Origin of the sequence: Streptomyces sp. NPDC058375 (genome assembly GCF_042723425.1) — a bacterium.
GTDB lineage: Bacteria > Actinomycetota > Actinomycetes > Streptomycetales > Streptomycetaceae > Streptomyces > Streptomyces durocortorensis.
This window is the reverse complement of sequence record NZ_JBHXJG010000022.1, coordinates 19,687-39,127: the sequence shown is the minus strand read 5'-3', so window position 1 is coordinate 39,127 and position 19,441 is coordinate 19,687. Positions and strand designations below refer to the sequence as shown.

The window sequence follows — 19,441 nt, the reverse complement described above, 5'->3', positions numbered from 1 at the left end:
GCGTGGTCAGGGCTGCGGGTCGCGGGCGTCGTAGCGGGCGAAGGCGCGCCACTTCAGCGCGAGCAGGGCCACGCCCGTCACGCACAGGACGCCGCCGCCGGTGACGGCGACGGCGGGCGACGCGAGGTCGGCGACGGAACCGGCCAGGAAGTCGCCGAGGCGGGGGCCGCCCGCCACGACGACGATGAAGACGCCCTGGAGGCGGCCGCGCAGTTCGTCGGGCACGGCCGCCTGGAGCATCGTGTTGCGGAAGACCATGGAGACGGTGTCGGCGCAGCCGGCGAGGGCCAGGAACAGCAGCCCGAGCCAGAGGTTGCGGGTGAGTCCGAAGACGGCGATGGCGGTGCCCCAGGAGCCGACGGCCAGCAGGATCGCCAGACCGTGCCGCCGGATCCGGCCGAGCCAGCCGGAGAACACCCCGCCGAGTAGTGCGCCGAGGGCCGGGGCGGCGACGAGCATGCCGGTGGTCCGCGCGTCGCCCCCGTACCAGAGGACGGCGACGACCGGGAAGAGAGCGCGGGGGTGGGCGAGGACCATCGCGCACAGGTCGGTGAAGAAGGTCATCCGCAGGTTGGGCCGGGTGCCGAGGAAGCGCAGCCCGTCCAGGACGGAGGCCCGTTTGCCCGTGTCGCTCCTCTGCCGGTCGGGCAGCATCGAGGGCAGCCGCCACATCGCGTACAGGGAGGCGGTGAAGCAGACGGCGTCCACGGTGTACGCGGCGCGGTAGCCCCACCAGCCGACGATCAGGCCGCCGAGCATCGGGCCGACGAGCGTGCCCGTCGTGCTGGTCATGGTGGTCAGCGCGTTGGCGGCGGGCAGTTGTTCGGCCGGGAGGAGCCGGGCGATCATCGAGGAGCGGGCCGGTGCGTTGAGGGCGAAGCAGACGGCCTGGAGGGCGACGATCGCGTACAGCAGCCCGACGTGCTCGATGCCGACGACGGTCGCCGCCACCAGGACGAGCGAGAGCCCGAACGACCCGGTGGCGCTGAACAGGCCGAGCTTGCGGCGGTCCACGGTGTCGGCGACGGCCCCGCCGTAGAGCCCGAAGACGACGAGCGGCACGAGCGAGCAGAACCCGATGAGCCCGACGGAGAACGCGGACCCGGTGATGTCGTAGACCTGGAGCGATACCGCCAGCGCCGTCATGCCCTGGCCGATCCAGGAGACGGTGTTGCCGAACCAGAGCCGCCGGTAGTCGGGCGAGGTCCGCAGGGGCGTGAGGTCGGCGAGTATATGGGTGCGTCGTGCACGCGGTTCGGCTGATTCGGTCACACGGGATGGTAGCCAGCGCCTTACCGGCGGTTCGGTGTCACCCCCACCGGCTGCCGCGGGTCGGTGTCACCCCACCGGCTGCCGCGGTTCTGTGTCACCCCACCGGCTGCCGCGGTTCTGTGTCACCCCCACCGGCTGCCGCGGTTCTGTGTCACTCCACCGGCTGCCGCACCAGCGAGTCCCACAGGGCCACGGCGTGGTCCACGGTGGAGCGCAGCCGTTCCAGCGGGACGCCGTCGCGGGCCTCGATCGACAGGCCGTGCAGGATCGTGGCGTAGAAGGCGGCGACCGAGACCGCGACCGGCGCGAAGGACCGCGCGGCCTTCCTCCCGTGGGTGTGACGGCGAAACGCCGCCCCGGGGAGGGCGGGCCGTGGGCGATGATGGGGTGCCCCGTCCTCAGCCCGCAAGGAGTGCCCGTCGATGCGAACCTCCGGTTCCGGCTCGCGTCCACCGACGATCGCCGACGTCGCGCGGCTCGCCGAGGTTTCGCGTACGACGGTCTCCCACGCCCTCAACGGGATCGGCAAGGTCGATCCGCGGACCAGGGAACGCATCAAGCAGGTCGCCGCCGAGCTGGGATACCGGCCCAATCTGCGGGCCCAGCGGCTGCGCCGGGGGGAGGCGAAGGCCATCGCGCTCGCCTCCTCGATGCCGTTCGCGGTGGCCGGGGGGCCGTCGCGGCTCGGGTTCTACATGGAGATCGCCGCCGCCGCCGCGGAGAGCGCGTTGCTGCACGGCTACGCGCTGGTGCTCGTACCGCCCGTGCAGTCGGGGTCCGCGCTGTACTCCGTCGACATCGACGGCGCCATCGTCGTCGAGCCGGACGTGGACGACGCCGCCGCGGCGCAGTTGAGGGAGCGGGGCCTGCCGTACGTGTCGCTCGGACGGCCGGTGTCGCCGGACGACACGTCACCGTACGTCGATCTGCGCGGCGGCCCGGTCGCCGGGCTGCTGTTCGCGCATCTGCGCGAACAGGGCGCCAGGCGGCCCGCGCTGATCGTCGGCTCCGGGTCACGCCACTCGTCGGTCGACGCGCTCGCCGCGTACGAGCGGGTCGCCGAGCGGTACGGCTGGACGCCCGTCGTGGCGAGCGCGCCGGAGGCGGGCGGCGAGCAGGCCGGGTACGAGAGCTGTGCCGCCCTGCTGGCCGAACATCCCGAGACCGACGCGGTCTGCGCGCTGGTGGACGCGTTCGCGGTGGGCGCGGTGCGGGCGATCCGGGACAGCGGGCGGTCCGTACCGGGCGATGTCATGGTCGTCACCCGGTACGACGGCCTGCGGGCGCGCACCTGCGAGCCGCCGCTGACCGCCGTGGACCTTCATCTGGACCGTGCTGCGGCGGCCGCGGTGGAGCTGCTGCTCGGCCGGCTGCGCGGCGAGGACGCCGCCGCCGAGGTGGCGACGGCGCCCGAGCCGCAGGTCGTTGCGCGCGCCTCGTCGCTACGGATCACAGCCCGAGCATGAGCACCAGGCCGGAGACCAGGGCGAAGACGAGGACGCACAGGCGCATGCGTCGCGCGTCCAGCCGGTGGTGCACCAGCCGGCTCAGCCAAGCGCCCGCGGCGATCACCGGCAGCAGCGCCGCCGCGAGACCCAGGTCTCCGGGCTCGCCCTCCCCGGTCGCGAACAGCAGTACCAGTGAGGCCACTTCGCCGACGAGGAAGCAGGCGGCGACGGTCGAGCGCAGTTCGGCCGGCGGCCGGTGCTGGTAGACGAGCGCGAGCGGGGGGCCGCCGACGCCGGTCGCGGTCTCCGTGAGTCCGGTCACCACGCCCGCCCCGAGGTAGGCCGCCCGGCCGGGGGTGAAGGCGGGGGCGACCAGGCTCACGACCGCCGCCAGTACGGTCGCGATGCCGACGAACAGACCGATGCTGCGGTCCGGGATCAGCCAGAGCAGCGCGAGCCCGGCGGGGGTGGCGGCCAGCCGCGCCCCGGTGATCCAGCCCGCGCCGCGCAGGTCGATCGAGGCCCGTTCGCGCCAGGCGACGTACAGGTTGAGCGGGATCATGGCCGCCAGGACGAACACCGGGAGCAGACCGGGGTCGAGCATCCCGGCCACGGGCGCGACGATCAGGGCGAAGCCCAGGCCGCTGCTGCCCTGGACGAACGCGGCGACGGCCACCGTGACGGCGAGGACCACGAGTGCTTCCGTACTCACTGTGCGGTGCTCCCCTGCCGTGCCGCCGTGGACGTGGGGTGTACGCGGGTGATGGGGGCTCTTTCGACGGCGGCCCGGGCCCTTTCGGCCGCGTGCCGCACGAAGGCGGGGCCGTCCCAGTCGGTGGGGGCGCCCTGCCACAGGCGCAGGCGCCCGGCGACGAACACGGCGGTGATCTGGTCGCGGTTGCCTCGGCGTACCAGCTCCCACGGCACGTCCCAGGAGAGCGCGAGTTCGGGGGTGGTGAGGTCGACGAGGAGGAAGTCGGCGGCCAGCCCCTCGGCCACCGTACCGGTGCGCGCACCGAGGCCGACCGCGTCGGCGCCGCCGGCGGTGGCGTGTTCGAGCCAGGTCCAGCCGGCGCCGCACGACGAGTCCCCGGTGGCCAGCCCGTAGGCGATCCGCTGGGCGGACTCGGCCGCGTCCGCCAGCCGGAACCCGTCACCGCGGGTGCCGTCCGTGCCGAGCCCGAAGCGGATGCCGCGCTCGGCCATGGCGGTGGCCGGGGCCACGGCGTTGCCCTTCCAGGCGCTGGCGACCGGGTTGTAGCTGACGGCGGTCCCGGTGTCGGCGAGCAGGGTCAGTTCGCGGGGGGTGAGCAACGTGGCGTGGGCAGCGAGCAGTTGAGGGCCGAGCGCGCCGATCCTGTGCAGGTGTTCGAGCGGGCGCAGTCCGTGCCGTACGAGGGAGCGCTCGACCCCGGCCAGGTGCTCGTTGACGTGGATCTGCACGGTCGCCCCGGCCTCCGCGGCGAGACGTGCGGTGCGGTGCAGGGTCGCCGAGGTGGCCGCTTCGGGGATCGAGACGGCGAGGGAGGGGTGGATCAGCGGATCGTCGCCGTACCGGGCGAGGTGCTTCTCGGCGTTCTCCAGGACGGCGGTGGTGCTCGCGGAGGCCTCGGCTGCGGTCGTGGAGTCCTCTGCGGCGGTCGTGGGGTCGCCGGTGACGTCGTTGCACACGAGGCCGAGTACGCAGCGGATTCCGGCGTCACGGGCGGCCGACGCGACGACGTCGACGTCCACATCGGCACGCGTACCGGCGTCGGTGACGGTGGTGAAGCCACCGCGCAGGGCCTCCAACGCCGCCAGTTTGGCCGCGACATAGGCCGATTCCTCGTCCAGGGCCCCTTCCAGCGGAACCCAGACCCTGCGGAAGATCTCCGACGGCTCACCGAAGGCGAGCGCGGAGCCGAAGCTCTGGGTCAGATGGTGGTGGGCGTCGACGAAGCCGGGCATCAGGAGATGGCCGGGCAGCGTGACGGCGTCGAGCCGCGGGTGCGTACGCGTCAGCTCCTCGGCAGGCCCCACGGCCCGGAAGACGCCGTCGGCCACGACGACCGCGTATCCGTCGACGGTCCCTTCCGGCAGCAGCACGGCGTCGGGTACGAGGAGGAGCGGGCCGGAGGAGTCGAGGAGGTCGCGGGTGAGCTGGTTCATCGGTCGCTTTCCGTGCGTGAGTTGGTCAGCCGGGCGGCGATGCGCGGCCTGACGTGGTGGAACAGGATGTTGAGCACGGCGGCGACGAACGCGCCGACGGCGACGCCGCTTTCGAGGAGGATGCGGACGTTGGGCGGGAAGCCCGCGTACACGCCGGGAATGAGGATGGGCAGCAGGCCCAGCGCCAGGGCGACGGCGCAGATGAACGTGGCGGTGTGCCGGTCGAGGTCGGAACGGCCGAGCATCTGCACGCCCAGCACGGTGATCACCGCGAAGACGACCATGGCCGTGCCGCCGACCACGGCGGACGGGACGACGCTGATCGCGCGGGTCACCGGCGCGAGGAACCCGATGACGATGAGGACCACACCGGCGGCAGCGGTGACGTAGCGGCTGCGGACGCCGGTGACCCGGACGATCCCGATGTTCTCGCCGCTGGTCACCATCAGCGGCAGTCCGAAGAACCCGCCGAAGAGGGAGGTCAGCGCATCACCGCGGACGGTCTTGGGGACGTCGGTGCGGGTGTCGATCTCCTTGCCGACGGCCTCGGCGTTGATGACGGTCTGCCCGGTGGCCTCCGCCATGGAGGCGAGGCTGTAGAGCATCAGCGGCAGCGCGGCGATCAGGCTGAACTGGGGTGAGCCGAACGGCATCAGCTCCGGCACGCTGACCAGACCGCCCTCGGCGGCGCGACCGAGGTCGATGCTGCCGAGGAACCCGGCCAGCACGGTGCCGGCGACCAGCCCGAGCATGACGGCGAGTTGCCGCAGGATGCCGGTGAACAGCAGGTAGAAGACGACGGTGAAGCCGATCGTCGCCATGCCGAGCGCGAGGTTCCTCGGGTCCGCGAATCCGGGCTCGCCGGGCCGGCCGGTGACGAGGACCGCGCCGACCTTCACCAGGTTGACCCCGACGATGACGATCATGGTGCCGATAACCAGGGCCGGGAAGAACCTGAGCAACCGCGAGAAGACCGGCAGGACGACGAAGTAGAAGGCCGCGGTGAGGATGACCGCGCCGGTGGCGGTGCGCAGGCCGTGCTGCTCGGCGATGGCGATGAACAGGATGAGGGGTGCGCCGCCGGGCAGCATCACGAACGGCAGCCGGGGGCCGAACTTCCAGGGCCCCAGCGACTGGATCAGCGACCCGACACCGGAGAGCACGAACGCCGCGGAAAGCAGATTGATGGTCAGGCCGGCATCCAGCCGGAGGGTGGCGCTCATCAGGAAGATCGCCGAGATGGGGGTGGCGGCCATGACGAGGACGTGCTGAATCCCGAAGAGGACGATCCGCCCGAGGGGGCGCGACTCGTCGACGGGGTGCACGGCTGGGGCGTCGTGCTCGGTGCTGTGCTCGGCGTCGCGCTTGGTGCCGTACGCGGCATCGTGCGGGACCGGCTTCGGCGTCGGTGGAGGTGGTGGTGGTTGTTCAGCTCCGGGTGCCGGCTGGCGATGACTGGACACGTCGGTACTCCCCTTCGGGCGTGAGGAACGCTCGGACATCAGCCGCGATCCAGCCCCGAACGGAGGGCCAAAGCGATGTGGCCAAATCGATTTGGCCGTCAGTATGGGGAGGCCTCGCGACCATCGTCAAGAGCTGTGAACCCCGGGATACAAGAGCTGTGGACCCTCGGGACACCGGCCCCGGGGCGTGGCCTCCGGATACGACGTCGGGGGCGTTCCGGAGGTTTCCGGGGCGCGGTCTCCGGAACGCGGGGCACTCGCCGATCGAACGGCTGCCGGGCGGCGGCAGCCGCCGGAGCGGCGGCGGTCGGGGACGGGCGGGGACGGCGCTCATCCGGGCTTCGGCGCCCGGCGGCCCCTTGACCTCCCCGGGGGCAACCACTAATTTGCCGTAGACGCCGACCCTCAGCCCTCGAAAGGAGGCGACCAGCCGATGTTCACCTACTCCGACCTCGGTCGCCTCGCCGAGTGCACCGCCTGGGTTCCGGGGCGTATCGCGCACGGCTGCTGAGCGCGCCCCTCCGCCTGTGCCCTTCCGCGGCACCTTTGGGCTTTCTCATTCTCTCCTCTCCCCTTTCGCATCACCCCTTTCCCATCACCTTTTTCACGGCGCCTCGCTGTCCCGCGCCGTTCCGCGCCCGCTTCTCCCCCGTGGGTGCGTACGAATCCAGAGAGCTGTCCGACATTGACGAAGACGACGAAGACGATGAACCGACCGACCGCGCACCGGAACGGGGGCATGTCATGACGGCGCCGCGCATCACGGTCAACGGGACCGAAGCGCCGATCTCACCGGCCGCGCCCCACGCCACGGTGCTGGACTTCCTGCGCGAGCGTGGCCTCACCGGCACCAAGGAGGGCTGCGCCGAGGGCGAGTGCGGCGCGTGCGCGGTCCTGGTCGCCCGCCCCGGGACGAACGAGCCCACCGACTGGGTGGCGGTCAACGCCTGCCTGCTGCCGGCCGCGGCGCTCGACGGGCAGGAAGTGGTCACCTCCGAGGGGCTCGCCACCGTCGGCGCGGCCGGCTCGCCGGGCACGCTGCACCCGGTGCAGGAGGAGATGGCGGTCCGGGGCGGTTCCCAATGCGGTTACTGCACACCGGGGTTCGTCTGCAGCATGGCCGCCGAGTTCTACCGGCCCGACCGCTGTGCACACGCGGACCCGGCCGAGGGCACCGACCCGGCCGAGGACGCCGACCCGGAGCACGGCCCGAACGGCTTCGACCTGCACGCGCTGAGCGGAAACCTGTGCCGCTGCACCGGATACCGTCCGATCCGCGATGCCGCGTTCGCCGTGGGCGCTCCCGCCGACGAGGACCCGCTCGCACAGCGTCGTGAGCAGTCCCCGCCCGTGCCGGTCGCCACCGAGTACGTACGGGACGGCAGCGCGTTCCTGCGGAGGAACACCCTGGGCGAGACCTTGCGGCTGCTGCGCGAGCGGCCCGACGCGGTGGTGGTCGCCGGCTCGACCGACTGGGGCGTGGAGGTGAACATCCGCGCCCGCCGGGCGGATTGCGTGATCGCCGTCGACCGGCTGGACGAACTGCGGGAGCTGCGCGTCGGATCCGACTCCATCGAGATCGGGGCGGCGCTGACGCTCACCGAGATCGAGCGCCGCCTCGACGGCCGGGTTCCGCTGCTGGCAGAGCTGTTCCCGCAGTTCGCGTCCCGGCTCATCCGCAACGGTGCGACTCTCGGGGGCAATCTGGGGACCGGTTCCCCCATCGGCGACAGCCCGCCGGTCCTGCTCGCGCTGGAGGCGTCGGTGGTGCTCGCCGACGCCGACGGTGAACGCCTGGTGCCCCTCGCGGAATACTTCACCGGTTACCGGCAGAGCGTGCGCCGCCCCGGTGAGCTGATCCGCGCGGTACGCGTCCCGCTGCCGCTGTCGCCGGTCGTGGCCTTCCACAAGATCGCCAAGCGGCGCTTCGACGACATCTCCAGCGTGGCGGTCGCCTTCGCGCTCGATGTCGAGGACGGGATCGTCCGGAAGGCCCGCATCGGCATGGGCGGTGTGGCCGCCACCCCGATCCGCGCCCTCTCCACCGAGGAGGCCCTGGAGGGCAGGCCGTGGACGGCGGAGACCGTCGACGCCGCGGCGCGGGTACTGCGGGCGGAGGGCACGCCGCTGAACGACCAGCGTGCCAGCGCCGCGTACCGCTCCGCGATGCTGGGCCAGAGCCTGCTGAAGCTGTACGCGCAGACCACCGAGGCGGTTTCGTCATGAGCCATCTGTCCCAGCGCCCCGAGAAGCCGGCCGTCGGCGTGTCGATGCCGCACGAGAGTGCCGTCCAGCACGTCACCGGCGCCGCGCTCTACACCGACGACCTGGTCCATCGCACCAAGGACGTGCTGCACGCCTACCCGGTCCAGGTCATGAAGGCCCACGGCAGGATCACCCGGCTGCACACCGGGCCCGCGCTCGCGGTGCCCGGTGTGGTCCGCGTACTGACCGGGGCCGACGTGCCCGGCGTCAACGACGCCGGCATGAAACACGACGAACCGCTGTTCCCCGACACGGTCATGTTCCACGGTCACGCCGTTGCCTGGGTGCTCGGCGAGACGCTGGAGGCGGCCCGGCTGGGGGCGGCTGCCGTCGAGGTGGACCTCGACGAACAGCCCTCCCTGATCGCCCTCGGGGACGCGATCGCGGCCGGGAGTTTCCACGGCGCCCGGCCCGTGATGCTCACCGGCGACGTCGACGCCGGCTTCGCGGACTCCGCGCACGTGTTCTCGGGTGAGTTCCAGTTCTCCGACCAGGAGCACTTCTATCTGGAGACGCACGCGGCGCTGGCCCTGGTCGACGAGAACGGGCAGATGTTCGTCCAGAGCAGTACGCAACACCCTTCCGAGACGCAGGAGATCATCGCGCACGTGCTCGGCCTGCACAGTCACGAGGTGACCGTGCAGTGTCTGCGGATGGGGGGCGGCTTCGGCGGCAAGGAGATGCAGCCGCACGGCTTCGCGGCCGTCGCCGCGCTCGGCGCCAGGCTGACCGGCCGGCCGGTCCGGGTCCGGCTCAACCGCACGCAGGACCTGACCATGTCCGGCAAGCGGCACGGGTTCCACGCGGAGTGGAGGATCGGCTTCGACGCCGAAGGCCGTATCCAGGCCCTGGACGCCACCCTCACCGCGGACGGCGGCTGGAGCCTGGACCTGTCCGAGCCGGTGGTCGCCCGCGCGCTGTGCCACATCGACAACACGTACTGGATCCCCAACGCACGGGTCGCGGGCCGTATCGCCAAGACCAACAAGGTCTCCAACACCGCCTTCCGCGGCTTCGGCGGACCGCAGGGCATGCTGGTGATCGAGGACATCATGGGCCGGTGCGCACCGCTGCTCGGCCTGGATCCGATGGAGTTGCGGGAACGCAACTTCTACCGTCCGGGCCAGGGCCAGACGACGCCGTACGGTCAGCCGGTCACGCACCCGGAACGCATCTCGGCCGTCTGGCAGCAGGTGTGCGCGGACGGCCGCCTCGCCGACCGGCGGCGCGAGATCGCCGCGTTCAACGCCGCACACCCGAACACCAAGCGCGGGCTGGCGATCACCGGGGTCAAGTTCGGCATCTCGTTCAACCTCACCGCCTTCAACCAGGGCGGCGCGCTGGTGCTGGTCTACAAGGACGGCTCGGTCCTGATCAACCACGGCGGCACGGAGATGGGCCAGGGCCTGCACACCAAGATGCTGCAGGTCGCCGCGACGACGCTGGGCATCCCGCTGCACAAGGTGCGCCTCGCCCCGACGCGTACCGACAAGGTGCCCAACACCTCCGCCACCGCGGCCAGTGCGGGGGCGGACCTCAACGGCGCGGCGGTGAAGAACGCCTGCGAGCAGATCCGCGAGCGGCTGCTCCAGGTGGCCGGCGGCCGGCTGGGGACGAACGCCTCGGACGTACGCATCGTGGAGGGCGTCGCGCGTGCCCTCGGCAGCGAGACGGAGCTGGCCTGGGACGACCTGGTGCGCACCGCCTACTTCCAGCGCGTGCAGTTGTCGGCGTCGGGCTTCTACCGGACCGAGGGTCTGCACTGGGACGCGAAGGCCTTCCAGGGCTCACCGTTCAAGTATTTCTCCTACGGCGCGGCCGCGGCCGAGGTGGAGGTGGACGGGTTCACCGGCGCGTACCGCATCCGACGGGTGGACATCGTGCACGACGTCGGCGACAGCCTCTCCCCGATGATCGACATCGGTCAGGTCGAGGGCGGTTTCGTGCAGGGCGCGGGCTGGCTGACGCTGGAGGACATGCGCTGGGACACCGGTGACGGGCCGGGCCGCGGCCGGCTGCTGACCCAGGCGGCGAGTACGTACAAGCTGCCCAGCTTCTCGGAGATGCCGCAGGAGTTCCACGTCCGGCTGCTGGAGAACGCCACCGAGGAAGGCGCCGTCTACGGGTCCAAGGCCGTGGGCGAGCCTCCGCTGATGCTGGCGTTCTCGGTACGCGAGGCGCTGCGGCAGGCCGCCGCGGCGTTCGGGCCCGCCGGAGTGAGTGTGGAACTCGCCTCGCCCGCCACACCGGAGGCGGTGTACTGGGCGATCGAGGCGAGCCGTCGGGCCGCCGCTTCCCCCGACGGTCACCGTGGCGACGGATCCACGACCGGAGCCGGTTCCACCACCGGGGCCGGGCCGCGAGCCGAGGCAGAAGCATTGAGCAGCAGTGCCTGACATGACCTGGTTCGCCGCGGTCGCACGGTTGCGAGCACGCCGGGAGGCCGGCGTGCTGGTGACCGTCGCGACCGTGCGCGGCCACGCCCCTCGTGGCCCCGGCGCGAAGCTCGTCGTGGGGCGGAGCGAGACATGGGGCTCGATCGGTGGCGGCAACGTCGAGGCGGTCACCATCGACCGGGCCCGAGAACTGATCGCCGCGTCCGCGGCCGGACCGGAGCTGATGGATTTCGCCCTGAACGACAAGGTGACCAACCGGCACGGCGTCCAGTGCTGCGGCGGCACGGTCTCGGTGCTGCTCGAACCGCTGCCGGTGGTAAGGGCGGTGGCGATCTTCGGCGTCGGACACGTCGGGATGGAACTGGCACGCGTCCTGGCACGCCAGGACCTCGACCTCCATCTGATCGACAGCCGCTCGGACCTCCTCACCGAGGAACGGCTCGCCGTCCTCGGGGACGCGGTGGCGGGGGTGCACGTCCACCACACTCCGCTGCTGCCCGAGGAGGTCCTGGAGCAGTTGCCGCGCGGCACCCACATCCTGATCATGACCCACGATCACGCCGAGGACGCCGCGCTGTGCGACGCTGCCCTGCGTACGGCCCACCTGGGTTCCATCGGACTGATCGGCTCGGCGGCCAAGTGGAGACGCTTCCGCAAACGCCTCCTCACGGAGGGCGGCCACGACGAGGCCGCCCTCGACCGGATCAAGACCCCGATCGGACTGGCCGACATCACCGGCAAGGACCCCGCGACCATCGCCGTGAGCGTCGCCGCCGACCTGCTGCGCGCCTTCGAGGCGGAGGGGGACTGACGCTCGCCGCAAGAGGCCGATGCGGCGTTCACCGCACGGAGAAATGCCCCCGGAGAACACGTGTCCCCAGGCAAGAACGATTCTGCCTGGGGACGCTCGGTGGGGCGGGTGGGACTCGAACCCACGGCCGACGGATTATGAGTCCGCTGCTCTAACCGGCTGAGCTACCGCCCCGTTTCGGCGTGGCGCGTACAAGTGTGCGCACCGTCTGCCGCAGCATAGCCGGTCATACGATCTCTCGCTTCGGTTGGCCGGCTTCACCTGATCTTGAGGACGTCGCTGCGTGCTGCCCGGTTGCAGGGGAGATCCAGGAGACCCGAAAGAGTCGTTCCGGGGGCCGTCCGAGGGTCCGGGAGAGGGTCGGCCGGGTACGCGAAAGAGGACCCCGAAGGGTCCTCTTCCGTTCCGCTCCCCCGACTGGACTCGAACCAGTAACCCTCCGGTTAACAGCCGAATGCTCTGCCAATTGAGCTACAGGGGATCGCGCTCCCCCGACTGGACTCGAACCAGTAACCTGCCGGTTAACAGCCGGCTGCTCTGCCAATTGAGCTACAGGGGATTGTTGCGTTGCTTCGAAATCGTACCTGCCTGGCGGCTGCCGAGCGGCGCGCGTTCGCTGCGACACATACATTAGCGCAAGCAGGGGGGTGCTCCGCCAATCGGTATCGCCCGGGGTGATCTCGGGTGCTCGCGGGTAGGCGGGCTGCACACGTCGCACCAAGCGTAGGAAGGGTGGCAGCCATGCGGTACCGGCTCACGTTCATCGCCGGAGTGGCCCTCGGTTACGTGCTCGGCACGCGAGCCGGGCGCGAGCGTTACGAGCAGTTGAAGAAGTCGGCCCGGCAGTTCACGGAGAACCCCGCCGTGCGCAACGCCGCCGAGAGTGCCGCGCACAGCGGACGGGACATCGCCGGCAAGGCGTACCACTCGGTCAGCGACAAGGTCGGGGACAAGGTGCCCGCCTCCGTCGCCGAGCGGGTCCGGTCGCTGCGGGACCGCAGCAGCCAGAACGGCTTCGAGGACGACTGGGGGACGACCAACACCTAGGGAGCCCGTGGGGCGCCGGTGAGTTCCGGGATGGTCCCGCCGTGCGGCAGAATCTCCGTATGGGCATAGTCGCGGGGCTGGACAGTTCGTCCACTTTCACTCACATCGTCGTCTGCGACACGGACTCGGGCGCCGTGCTCCGCGAGGGGTACGCCGCCCATCCGGTCGAGGCCAAGGCCGCCGAGGCCGATCCGCAGGTCTGGCTGCTCTCGCTCGGTGAGGCGGCCTCCGGCGGGCTGCTCGAAGGGGTGCAGGCCATCGGGGTCTCCGCGCAGCAGCACGGACTCGTCCCGCTGGACCGGCAGGGCAATCTCGTACGTCCCGCCCTCCTCGGCAACGACCGGCGGGCGCAGGTCGCCGCGGCCGATCTCGTTGACGGGCTGGGCGGGCGGCAGGCCTGGGCCGAGGCGGTCGGGGCCGTACCGCAGGCCGCGCAGCCCGTGGCGAAGCTGCGCTGGCTGGCGCGGACCGAGCCGGAGAACGCCCAGCGGGTCGCCGCCGTGCTCCAGCCGCACGACTGGCTCGTGTGGCAGTTGCTGGGCCGGCCCGCCCGGCGGACCACGGACCGTGGCGCGGCCTCGGGTACCGGGTACTGGTCGGCCGGGTCCGCCTCCTACCGGCCCGATCTCGTGGAGCTGGCCCTCGGGCACTCCGCCGCGCTGCCCGAGGTGCTCGGGCCCTCCGACTCCGCCGGGATGACCCCGGAAGGGCTGCTGATCTCCGCGGGCACCGGCGAGACCATGGCCGCCGCCTTCGGGCTCGGGGTCGCCGTGGGCGACGCGGTGGTGTCGCTCGGGGCCTCCGGGTCCGTGATGGCCGTGCACCACGAGGCGCTCGCCGATCCGAGCGGGATGATCACCTCGTTCGCCGACGCCACCGGCATGCATCTGCCGGTCGTCCACCTCTCCAACGCCGTACGGGCGCTGCGTGGCACCGCCGAGATGCTGGGCGTGGACGGGCTGGAGGAGCTGTCCGCGCTCGCCCTGAAGTCCACCCCGGGAGCGTCGGGGTTGGTTCTGCTCCCTTATCTGGAAGGGGAGCGCACCCCGCAGCTCCCGCACACCGCCGGCACCCTCTGCGGGCTGCGGCGTGAGTCGATGAAGCCGGAGCACCTGGCGCGGGCCTCGTTCGAAGGCATGCTGTGCTCGCTGGCCGACGCCCTCGACGTGCTGCGCGGGCGGGGCGTCGAAGTGCGGCGGGTGTTCCTGCTGGGCGCCGCCGCCGAGCTGCCCGCCGTACAGGCGCTGGCCCCGGCGGTGTTCGGCACCCAGGTCGTGGTGCCGCAGCCCGCCCAGTACGCGGCGATCGGCGCGGCCCGGCAGGCGGCCTGGGCGCTCGGGGTGTCGCAGGGTTCCCTCGACCCGCGCACTCCCCCGGCCTGGCAGGGCGCGGCGGCCCAGGTACTGGAGCCCGGCGACGAGCTGGCGGTGGGCGGTGCGGTGCGTCAGCAGTACGCGGCGACCCGGGATCAGATCCACCCCGGGGCCTTCGGCGGCCAGCACCCCGCGTAGGGCCCGCCTCTCCCCTCAGCGGCGCGCACCCGGCGCAGGGCCTGGCGACAGAGTGAGCCCGGGCGCGTGGCGCTCCCCCGCGCTCCAGGTTTGACCCGGGCTTGGGGAAAACGGTTCGCCCGTAACGTACGGCGTACGCGAAACTGGGTCGGCCTCTGCCTGCCGCCGATTCCGAGAGACCCGCGTGCTCATAAAACTCCTTCGGGCCCATCTGGGCCCGTACAAGAAACCCATCGTGCTGCTGGTGCTTCTCCAGCTGCTCCAGACCTGCGCCACCCTTTATCTGCCCAGCCTGAACGCCGACATCATTGACAACGGTGTCGTCACGGGCGACACCGGCTACATCCTGGAGTTCGGCGGTCTCATGATCGCCGTCAGTGTTCTGCAGGTGCTCTGCAATGTGGGGGCCGTGTTCTACGGGGCCCGGACCGCCTCCGCCCTCGGGCGTGATGTGCGGGCCGCCGTCTTCGACCGGGTGCAGTCCTTCTCGGCCCGGGAGCTGGGGCGCTTCGGGGCGCCCTCGCTGATCACCCGGACCACCAACGACGTCCAGCAGGTCCAGATGCTGGTGCTGCTGGCGTTCACGCTGATGGTGTCGGCACCGATCATGTGCGTCGGCGGGATCATCATGGCGCTCGGCCTCGACGTGCCGCTCTCCGCCGTGCTGCTGGCGGTCGTGCCGGTGCTCGGGGTCTCGGTCGGCCTCATCGTACGGAAGATGGGACCGCTGTTCCGCACCATGCAGGAGCGGCTGGACGGCGTGAACCGGGTGCTGCGCGAGCAGATCACCGGCAACCGGGTCATCCGTGCTTTCGTCCGGGACGGGTACGAGGAGAAGCGCTTCCGGGGTGCGAACACCGAGCTGACCGATGTGTCGGTGGCGACCGGGCGGCTGATGGCGCTGATGTTCCCGACCGTGATGACGGTGGTCAACCTGTCGTCGGTCGCGGTGGTGTGGTTCGGCGCGCACCGGATCGACAGCGGCGGGATGCAGATCGGTGCGCTGACCGCGTTCCTCGCCTATCTGATGCAGATCGTGATGGCCGTGATGATGGCCACCTTTATGTTCATGATGGTGCCGCGCGCCGAGGTGTGCGCCGAGCGCATCGAGGAGGTCCTCGGGACCGAGTCGAGCGTCGTGCCGCCCGTCGCGCCCGTCACCGAGCTGCGGCGGCACGGGCATCTGGAGGTGCGCGGGGCCGAGTTCCGGTATCCGGGTGCGGAGGAGCCGGTACTGCGGAACGTCGATCTGGTGGCCCGGCCCGGCGAGACCACCGCGGTCATCGGGTCCACCGGCAGCGGGAAGTCCACGCTGCTCGGGCTCGTACCCAGGCTGTTCGACGTGACGGACGGCGAGGTGCTGGTCGACGGCGAGGACGTGCGGACGCTGGACCCGGTGCTGCTGGCGAAGACGGTGTCCCTGGTGCCGCAGAAGCCGTACCTCTTCTCGGGGACGGTGGCGACGAACCTGCGGTACGGGAATCCGGACGCCACCGACGAAGAGCTGTGGCACGCGCTGGAGGTGGCGCAGGCCAAGGGATTCGTCGAGGAGCTGGAGCACGGGCTCGACGCGCCGATCGCGCAGGGCGGCACCAATGTGTCCGGCGGTCAGCGGCAGCGGCTCGCCATCGCGCGGACGCTGGTGCAGCGCCCGGAGATCTATCTGTTCGACGACTCGTTCTCCGCGCTGGACTACGCGACCGACGCGGCGCTGCGGGCGGCGCTCGGCCGGGAGACGGCCGGGGCGACCGTGGTGATCGTGGCGCAGCGGGTGTCCACCATCCGTGACGCGGACCGGATCCTGGTGCTGGACGAGGGCCGGGTCGTGGGGTCCGGAACCCATCACGAGCTGATGGACGGCAATGAAACGTACCGGGAGATCGTGCTCTCCCAGCTGACGGAAGCGGAGGCCGCGTAATGGCCGGTCCGGGCGGACGGATGATGGCCGGGGGCGCACCCACCGACCGGTCGATGGATTTCAAGGGATCGAGCAAGCGGCTGCTGAAGCGGTTCGGCCGGGAGAAGGCCTCCCTGTGGCTGATGCTGGGCGCGGTGACGCTGAGTGTCGCGCTGTCGGTGGCCGGGCCGAAGATCCTCGGCATGGCGACCGATCTGATCTTCGCCGGTGTGGTCGGGCACGAGATGGCCGAGGGCACGACGAAGGCGCAGGCGATCGAGGGGCTGCGGGAGGACGGCCGGGGGTCGATGGCCGACATGTTGTCGGGCGTGGACTTCACCCCGGGCGAGGGCATCGACTTCGGCGCGGTGGGGAACGTCCTGCTACTGGCCCTGGTGATCTACGTCGGGGCCGGGCTGCTGATGCTGGTCTCCACGCGGCTGTCGATCCGGGTGATCAACCGGGTCGTGTTCCAGTTGCGCGAGGACCTGCAGACGAAGCTGGCGCGGCTGCCGTTGTCGTACTTCGACCGCTCCAAGCGCGGTGAGGTGCTGAGCCGGGCGACGAACGACATCGACAACATCTCGCAGACGCTCCAGCAGACGATGGGGCAGCTCATCAACTCCCTGCTGACGATCGTCGGCGTGCTGATCATGATGTTCTGGATCTCGCCGCTGCTGGCGCTGGTCGCGCTGGTGACGATCCCGCTGTCGTTCGTCGTGGCGACGCAGGTCGGCAAGCGGTCGCAGCCGCAGTTCGTGCAGCAGTGGCGGGTGACGGGCACGCTCAACGCCCACATCGAGGAGATGTACACCGGGCACACCCTGGTGAAGGTCTTCGGCCGGCAGAAGGAGTCCGCGCGGGACTTCGCCGAGCAGAACGAGGCGCTGTACGAGGCGGGTTTCAAGGCCCAGTTCGCCAGCGGGGTCATGCAGCCGCTGATGATGTTCATCTCGAACCTGAACTATGTGCTGGTCGCCGTGGTCGGCGGGCTCCGGGTCGCATCGGGCGCGCTGTCGATCGGTGACGTCCAGGCGTTCATCCAGTATTCGCGGCAGTTCTCGATGCCGCTGACGCAGGTCGCCTCGATGGCGAACCTGGTGCAGTCCGGCATCGCCTCGGCGGAGCGGGTCTTCGAGCTGCTGGACGCCGAGGAGCAGGACGCGGACCCGGAGCACGGGGAGCGGCCGGAGCGACCGGTCGGCCGGGTCTCGCTGGAGAAGGTGTCCTTCCGCTACGAGCCGGAGAAGCCGCTGATCGAGGAGCTGTCGCTGAGCGTGGAGCCGGGGCAGACCGTGGCGATCGTCGGTCCGACCGGTGCGGGCAAGACGACGCTGGTCAATCTGCTGATGCGGTTCTACGAGGTGACCGGCGGGCGGATCGCGCTCGACGGGGTCGATGTGGCGAAGATGTCCCGGGACGACCTGCGGTCCTCGATCGGCATGGTGCTCCAGGACACCTGGCTGTTCGGCGGGACGATCGCGGAGAACATCGCGTACGGCGCTTCGCGCGAGGTCACCCGGGAGGAGATCGAGGAGGCGGCCCGGGCGGCGCACGCCGACCGGTTCATCCGGACGTTGCCCGACGGGTACGACTCGGTGATCGACGACGAGGGCTCCGGGGTCAGCGCGGGCGAGAAGCAGCTGATCACCATAGCGCGGGCGTTCCTGTCCGACCCGGTGATCCTGGTGCTCGACGAGGCGACCAGCTCGGTGGACACCCGGACCGAGGTGCTGATCCAGAAGGCGATGGCGCGCCTGGCCCACGGGCGTACGTCGTTCGTGATCGCGCACCGGCTCTCCACGATCCGGGACGCGGACGTGATCCTGGTGATGGAGAGCGGCTCGATCGTCGAACAGGGCACGCATGACGAGTTGTTGGCAGCCGGGGGTGCTTATGCCCGGTTGTACGCCGCCCAGTTCGCGGAGGCGCTGGCCGAGGTGGACTGATTCGTCCCGCGTGGATCAGTCGAGGTAGCCGCGGAGTTGGTCGGCGAAGGCGTGGTCCCGCAGCCTGCTGAGGGTCTTGGACTCGATCTGGCGGATGCGTTCGCGTGTCACGCCGAAGATCCGTCCTATCTCCTCCAGGGTGCGGGGCCGCCCGTCGTCCAGGCCGTAACGGAGTTGGACGACCTTGCGTTCGCGCTCGCCGAGGGTGGAGAGCACCGCCTCCAGGTGTTCGCGCAGCAGCAGGAAGGCGGCGGACTCGACGGGTGAGGCGGCGTCGCCGTCCTCGATGAGGTCGCCGAAGGAGACGTCGTCCTCCTCACCGACGGGCGCGTGCAGGGAGACCGGTTCCTGGGCGAGGCGGAGGACTTCGGTGACCCGCTCGGGGGTCAGGTCCAGCTCGGCGGCGACGTCCTCGGCGGTGGGCTCGACGCCGCGCTCCTGGAGAAGGCGGCGCTGGACGCGCACCACGCGGTTGATCAGCTCCACGACGTGGACCGGGACTCGGATGGTGCGGGCCTGGTCGGCGAGTGCGCGGGACATGGCCTGGCGGATCCACCAGGTCGCGTACGTGGAGAACTTGTAGCCCCGGGCGTAGTCGAATTTCTCCACGGCCCGGATCAGGCCGAGGTTCCCCTCCTGGACCAGGTCGAGCATGGTCAGGCCGCGGCCCACATACCGCTTGGCGACGGAGACGACGAGGCGGAGGTTGGCCTCGATCAGGCGGCGTTTGGCGGTGCGGCCCATCACCACCAGCCGGTCCAGGTCGCCGGCGAGGCGGGAATCGAGGTCCGGGGTGCCCGCGAGGCGTTCCTCGGCGAAGAGCCCGGCCTCGACGCGGCGGGCGAGCTCGACCTCCTCGGCGGCGGTGAGCAGCGGGATGCGGCCGATCTCGCGCAGATACTGCCGGAACAGGTCGGAGGTGGGGCCGCCGGAGTCCGCCCGGTTCCGCGGCTCCGGGGGCTCGGGGAGGTGCGTCGCTTCCACCATGACCGCCTCGGGTGGGTGTCCGGGCGGGCCTGCCGCGTTCTCCGGGTGGTGCAGGGCCCTGTGCTGCGCCGGGATGGCCGCGATGGGCTCGGTCGTGGTCGTCACGGTCCGGGTCTGCACGGGGGCGACCTCCAGGTGATCGCTGCCGGATGACGGGGCGGAGGTCTGTCCGGCCCCAGGGGTGCTCCCCTGTGGACCGGCGTGCTCCGATGACTCAGACATTCCCCAGTGTGGGGTACGACACACG

At 71.1% G+C, this 19,441-nt stretch carries 14 protein-coding genes and 3 tRNA genes; 8 read left to right on the top strand and 9 right to left on the bottom strand.

Annotated elements, in window-relative coordinates:
• Positions 1–6: 6 nt before the first annotated feature.
• Both ACFWM7_RS06280 and ACFWM7_RS06275 read right to left on the bottom strand, forming a co-directional pair.
• Positions 7–1,272 carry an MFS transporter gene (locus ACFWM7_RS06280; RefSeq protein ID WP_383255695.1) on the bottom strand — a complete coding sequence of 422 codons (1,266 nt, stop codon included), beginning with the start codon at positions 1,270–1,272 and terminating at the stop codon, positions 7–9.
• 151 nt (positions 1,273–1,423) lie between these two features.
• The gene (locus ACFWM7_RS06275; protein WP_383255693.1) at positions 1,424–1,681 is read right to left on the bottom strand and encodes a hypothetical protein; all 258 of its coding nucleotides are present in this window, start codon (positions 1,679–1,681) and stop codon (positions 1,424–1,426) included.
• 13 nt (positions 1,682–1,694) lie between these two features.
• On the opposite strand from ACFWM7_RS06275, the gene ACFWM7_RS06270 reads away from it, so the two are divergent.
• Positions 1,695–2,738 (top strand): substrate-binding domain-containing protein, encoded by a 1,044-nt coding sequence (locus tag ACFWM7_RS06270; RefSeq protein ID WP_383255691.1) that lies wholly within the window; start codon positions 1,695–1,697, stop codon positions 2,736–2,738.
• Here the strand turns inward: ACFWM7_RS06270 and ACFWM7_RS06265 are convergent.
• The 3 genes from ACFWM7_RS06265 to ACFWM7_RS06255 are packed head-to-tail and all read right to left on the bottom strand — an operon-like array spanning position 2,722 to position 6,331.
• Positions 2,722–3,432: a sulfite exporter TauE/SafE family protein gene (locus ACFWM7_RS06265; RefSeq protein WP_383255689.1), complete on the bottom strand. Its 711-nt coding sequence runs from the start codon at positions 3,430–3,432 to the stop codon at positions 2,722–2,724. The two genes, ACFWM7_RS06270 and ACFWM7_RS06265, sit on opposite strands and share 17 nt — an antisense overlap.
• On the bottom strand, positions 3,429–4,868 hold the full coding sequence (locus ACFWM7_RS06260; protein WP_383255685.1) for an amidohydrolase family protein: 1,440 nt from the start codon (positions 4,866–4,868) through the stop codon (positions 3,429–3,431). Before ACFWM7_RS06260 ends, ACFWM7_RS06265 begins: the two co-directional genes overlap by 4 nt.
• Positions 4,865–6,331: a uracil-xanthine permease family protein gene (locus tag ACFWM7_RS06255; protein ID WP_383255682.1), complete on the bottom strand. Its 1,467-nt coding sequence runs from the start codon at positions 6,329–6,331 to the stop codon at positions 4,865–4,867. Before ACFWM7_RS06255 ends, ACFWM7_RS06260 begins: the two co-directional genes overlap by 4 nt.
• Before the next feature lie 744 nt (positions 6,332–7,075).
• Here ACFWM7_RS06255 and ACFWM7_RS06250 point away from each other — a divergent pair.
• From ACFWM7_RS06250 to xdhC, 3 genes are read left to right on the top strand one after another with little or no spacing between them, the layout of a single operon-like run.
• Complete coding sequence (locus ACFWM7_RS06250) at positions 7,076–8,557, top strand: xanthine dehydrogenase small subunit (protein WP_383255680.1); 1,482 nt, start codon at positions 7,076–7,078, stop codon at positions 8,555–8,557.
• Complete coding sequence (xdhB, locus tag ACFWM7_RS06245) at positions 8,554–10,992, top strand: xanthine dehydrogenase molybdopterin binding subunit (RefSeq protein ID WP_383255677.1); 2,439 nt, start codon at positions 8,554–8,556, stop codon at positions 10,990–10,992. Before ACFWM7_RS06250 ends, xdhB begins: the two co-directional genes overlap by 4 nt.
• A gap of 1 nt (position 10,993) precedes the next feature.
• Positions 10,994–11,803 carry a xanthine dehydrogenase accessory protein XdhC gene (xdhC, locus tag ACFWM7_RS06240; RefSeq protein ID WP_383255675.1) on the top strand — a complete coding sequence of 270 codons (810 nt, stop codon included), beginning with the start codon at positions 10,994–10,996 and terminating at the stop codon, positions 11,801–11,803.
• A gap of 100 nt (positions 11,804–11,903) precedes the next feature.
• On the opposite strand, the gene ACFWM7_RS06235 is transcribed toward xdhC, so the two are convergent.
• From ACFWM7_RS06235 to ACFWM7_RS06225, 3 genes are all read right to left on the bottom strand, one after another.
• Positions 11,904–11,977: transfer RNA gene (locus ACFWM7_RS06235), tRNA-Ile, on the bottom strand.
• A 234-nt stretch (positions 11,978–12,211) separates the two neighbouring features.
• Positions 12,212–12,284, bottom strand: a tRNA-Asn gene (locus ACFWM7_RS06230).
• Positions 12,285–12,289: 5 nt separating this feature from the next.
• Positions 12,290–12,362 (bottom strand) — tRNA-Asn (locus ACFWM7_RS06225).
• Between the two features lie 182 nt (positions 12,363–12,544).
• Between ACFWM7_RS06225 and ACFWM7_RS06220 the strand changes: the two genes are divergently transcribed.
• The 4 genes from ACFWM7_RS06220 to ACFWM7_RS06205 all read left to right on the top strand — a co-directional run bounded on the left by ACFWM7_RS06220 (position 12,545) and on the right by ACFWM7_RS06205 (position 18,207).
• Positions 12,545–12,850 carry a hypothetical protein gene (locus ACFWM7_RS06220; protein ID WP_003969335.1) on the top strand — a complete coding sequence of 102 codons (306 nt, stop codon included), beginning with the start codon at positions 12,545–12,547 and terminating at the stop codon, positions 12,848–12,850.
• 59 nt (positions 12,851–12,909) lie between these two features.
• Positions 12,910–14,361, top strand: a complete 1,452-nt coding sequence (locus ACFWM7_RS06215; RefSeq protein WP_383255673.1) for an FGGY family carbohydrate kinase — start codon at positions 12,910–12,912, stop codon at positions 14,359–14,361.
• A 184-nt stretch (positions 14,362–14,545) separates the two neighbouring features.
• Entirely contained in the window at positions 14,546–16,279 is a 1,734-nt protein-coding gene (locus ACFWM7_RS06210; RefSeq protein WP_383255671.1) for an ABC transporter ATP-binding protein, read from the top strand.
• Complete coding sequence (locus ACFWM7_RS06205) at positions 16,279–18,207, top strand: ABC transporter ATP-binding protein (RefSeq protein ID WP_383255668.1); 1,929 nt, start codon at positions 16,279–16,281, stop codon at positions 18,205–18,207. Before ACFWM7_RS06210 ends, ACFWM7_RS06205 begins: the two co-directional genes overlap by 1 nt.
• Before the next feature lie 15 nt (positions 18,208–18,222).
• Here the strand turns inward: ACFWM7_RS06205 and ACFWM7_RS06200 are convergent, their stop codons facing one another.
• Positions 18,223–19,314, bottom strand: a complete 1,092-nt coding sequence (locus ACFWM7_RS06200; protein ID WP_383255666.1) for an RNA polymerase sigma factor — start codon at positions 19,312–19,314, stop codon at positions 18,223–18,225.
• Between the last annotated feature and the right edge of the window lie 127 nt (positions 19,315–19,441).

Coding starts and splice junctions, on each gene's coding strand:
- ACFWM7_RS06260 (WP_383255685.1), bottom strand. CDS start 4,868: ATGAACCAGCTCACCCGCGACCTCCTCGACTCCTCCGGCCCGCTCCTC.
- ACFWM7_RS06215 (WP_383255673.1), top strand. CDS start 12,910: ATGGGCATAGTCGCGGGGCTGGACAGTTCGTCCACTTTCACTCACATC.
- ACFWM7_RS06220 (WP_003969335.1), top strand. CDS start 12,545: ATGCGGTACCGGCTCACGTTCATCGCCGGAGTGGCCCTCGGTTACGTG.
- xdhC (WP_383255675.1), top strand. CDS start 10,994: ATGACCTGGTTCGCCGCGGTCGCACGGTTGCGAGCACGCCGGGAGGCC.
- ACFWM7_RS06270 (WP_383255691.1), top strand. CDS start 1,695: ATGCGAACCTCCGGTTCCGGCTCGCGTCCACCGACGATCGCCGACGTC.
- ACFWM7_RS06205 (WP_383255668.1), top strand. CDS start 16,279: ATGGCCGGTCCGGGCGGACGGATGATGGCCGGGGGCGCACCCACCGAC.
- ACFWM7_RS06250 (WP_383255680.1), top strand. CDS start 7,076: ATGACGGCGCCGCGCATCACGGTCAACGGGACCGAAGCGCCGATCTCA.
- xdhB (WP_383255677.1), top strand. CDS start 8,554: ATGAGCCATCTGTCCCAGCGCCCCGAGAAGCCGGCCGTCGGCGTGTCG.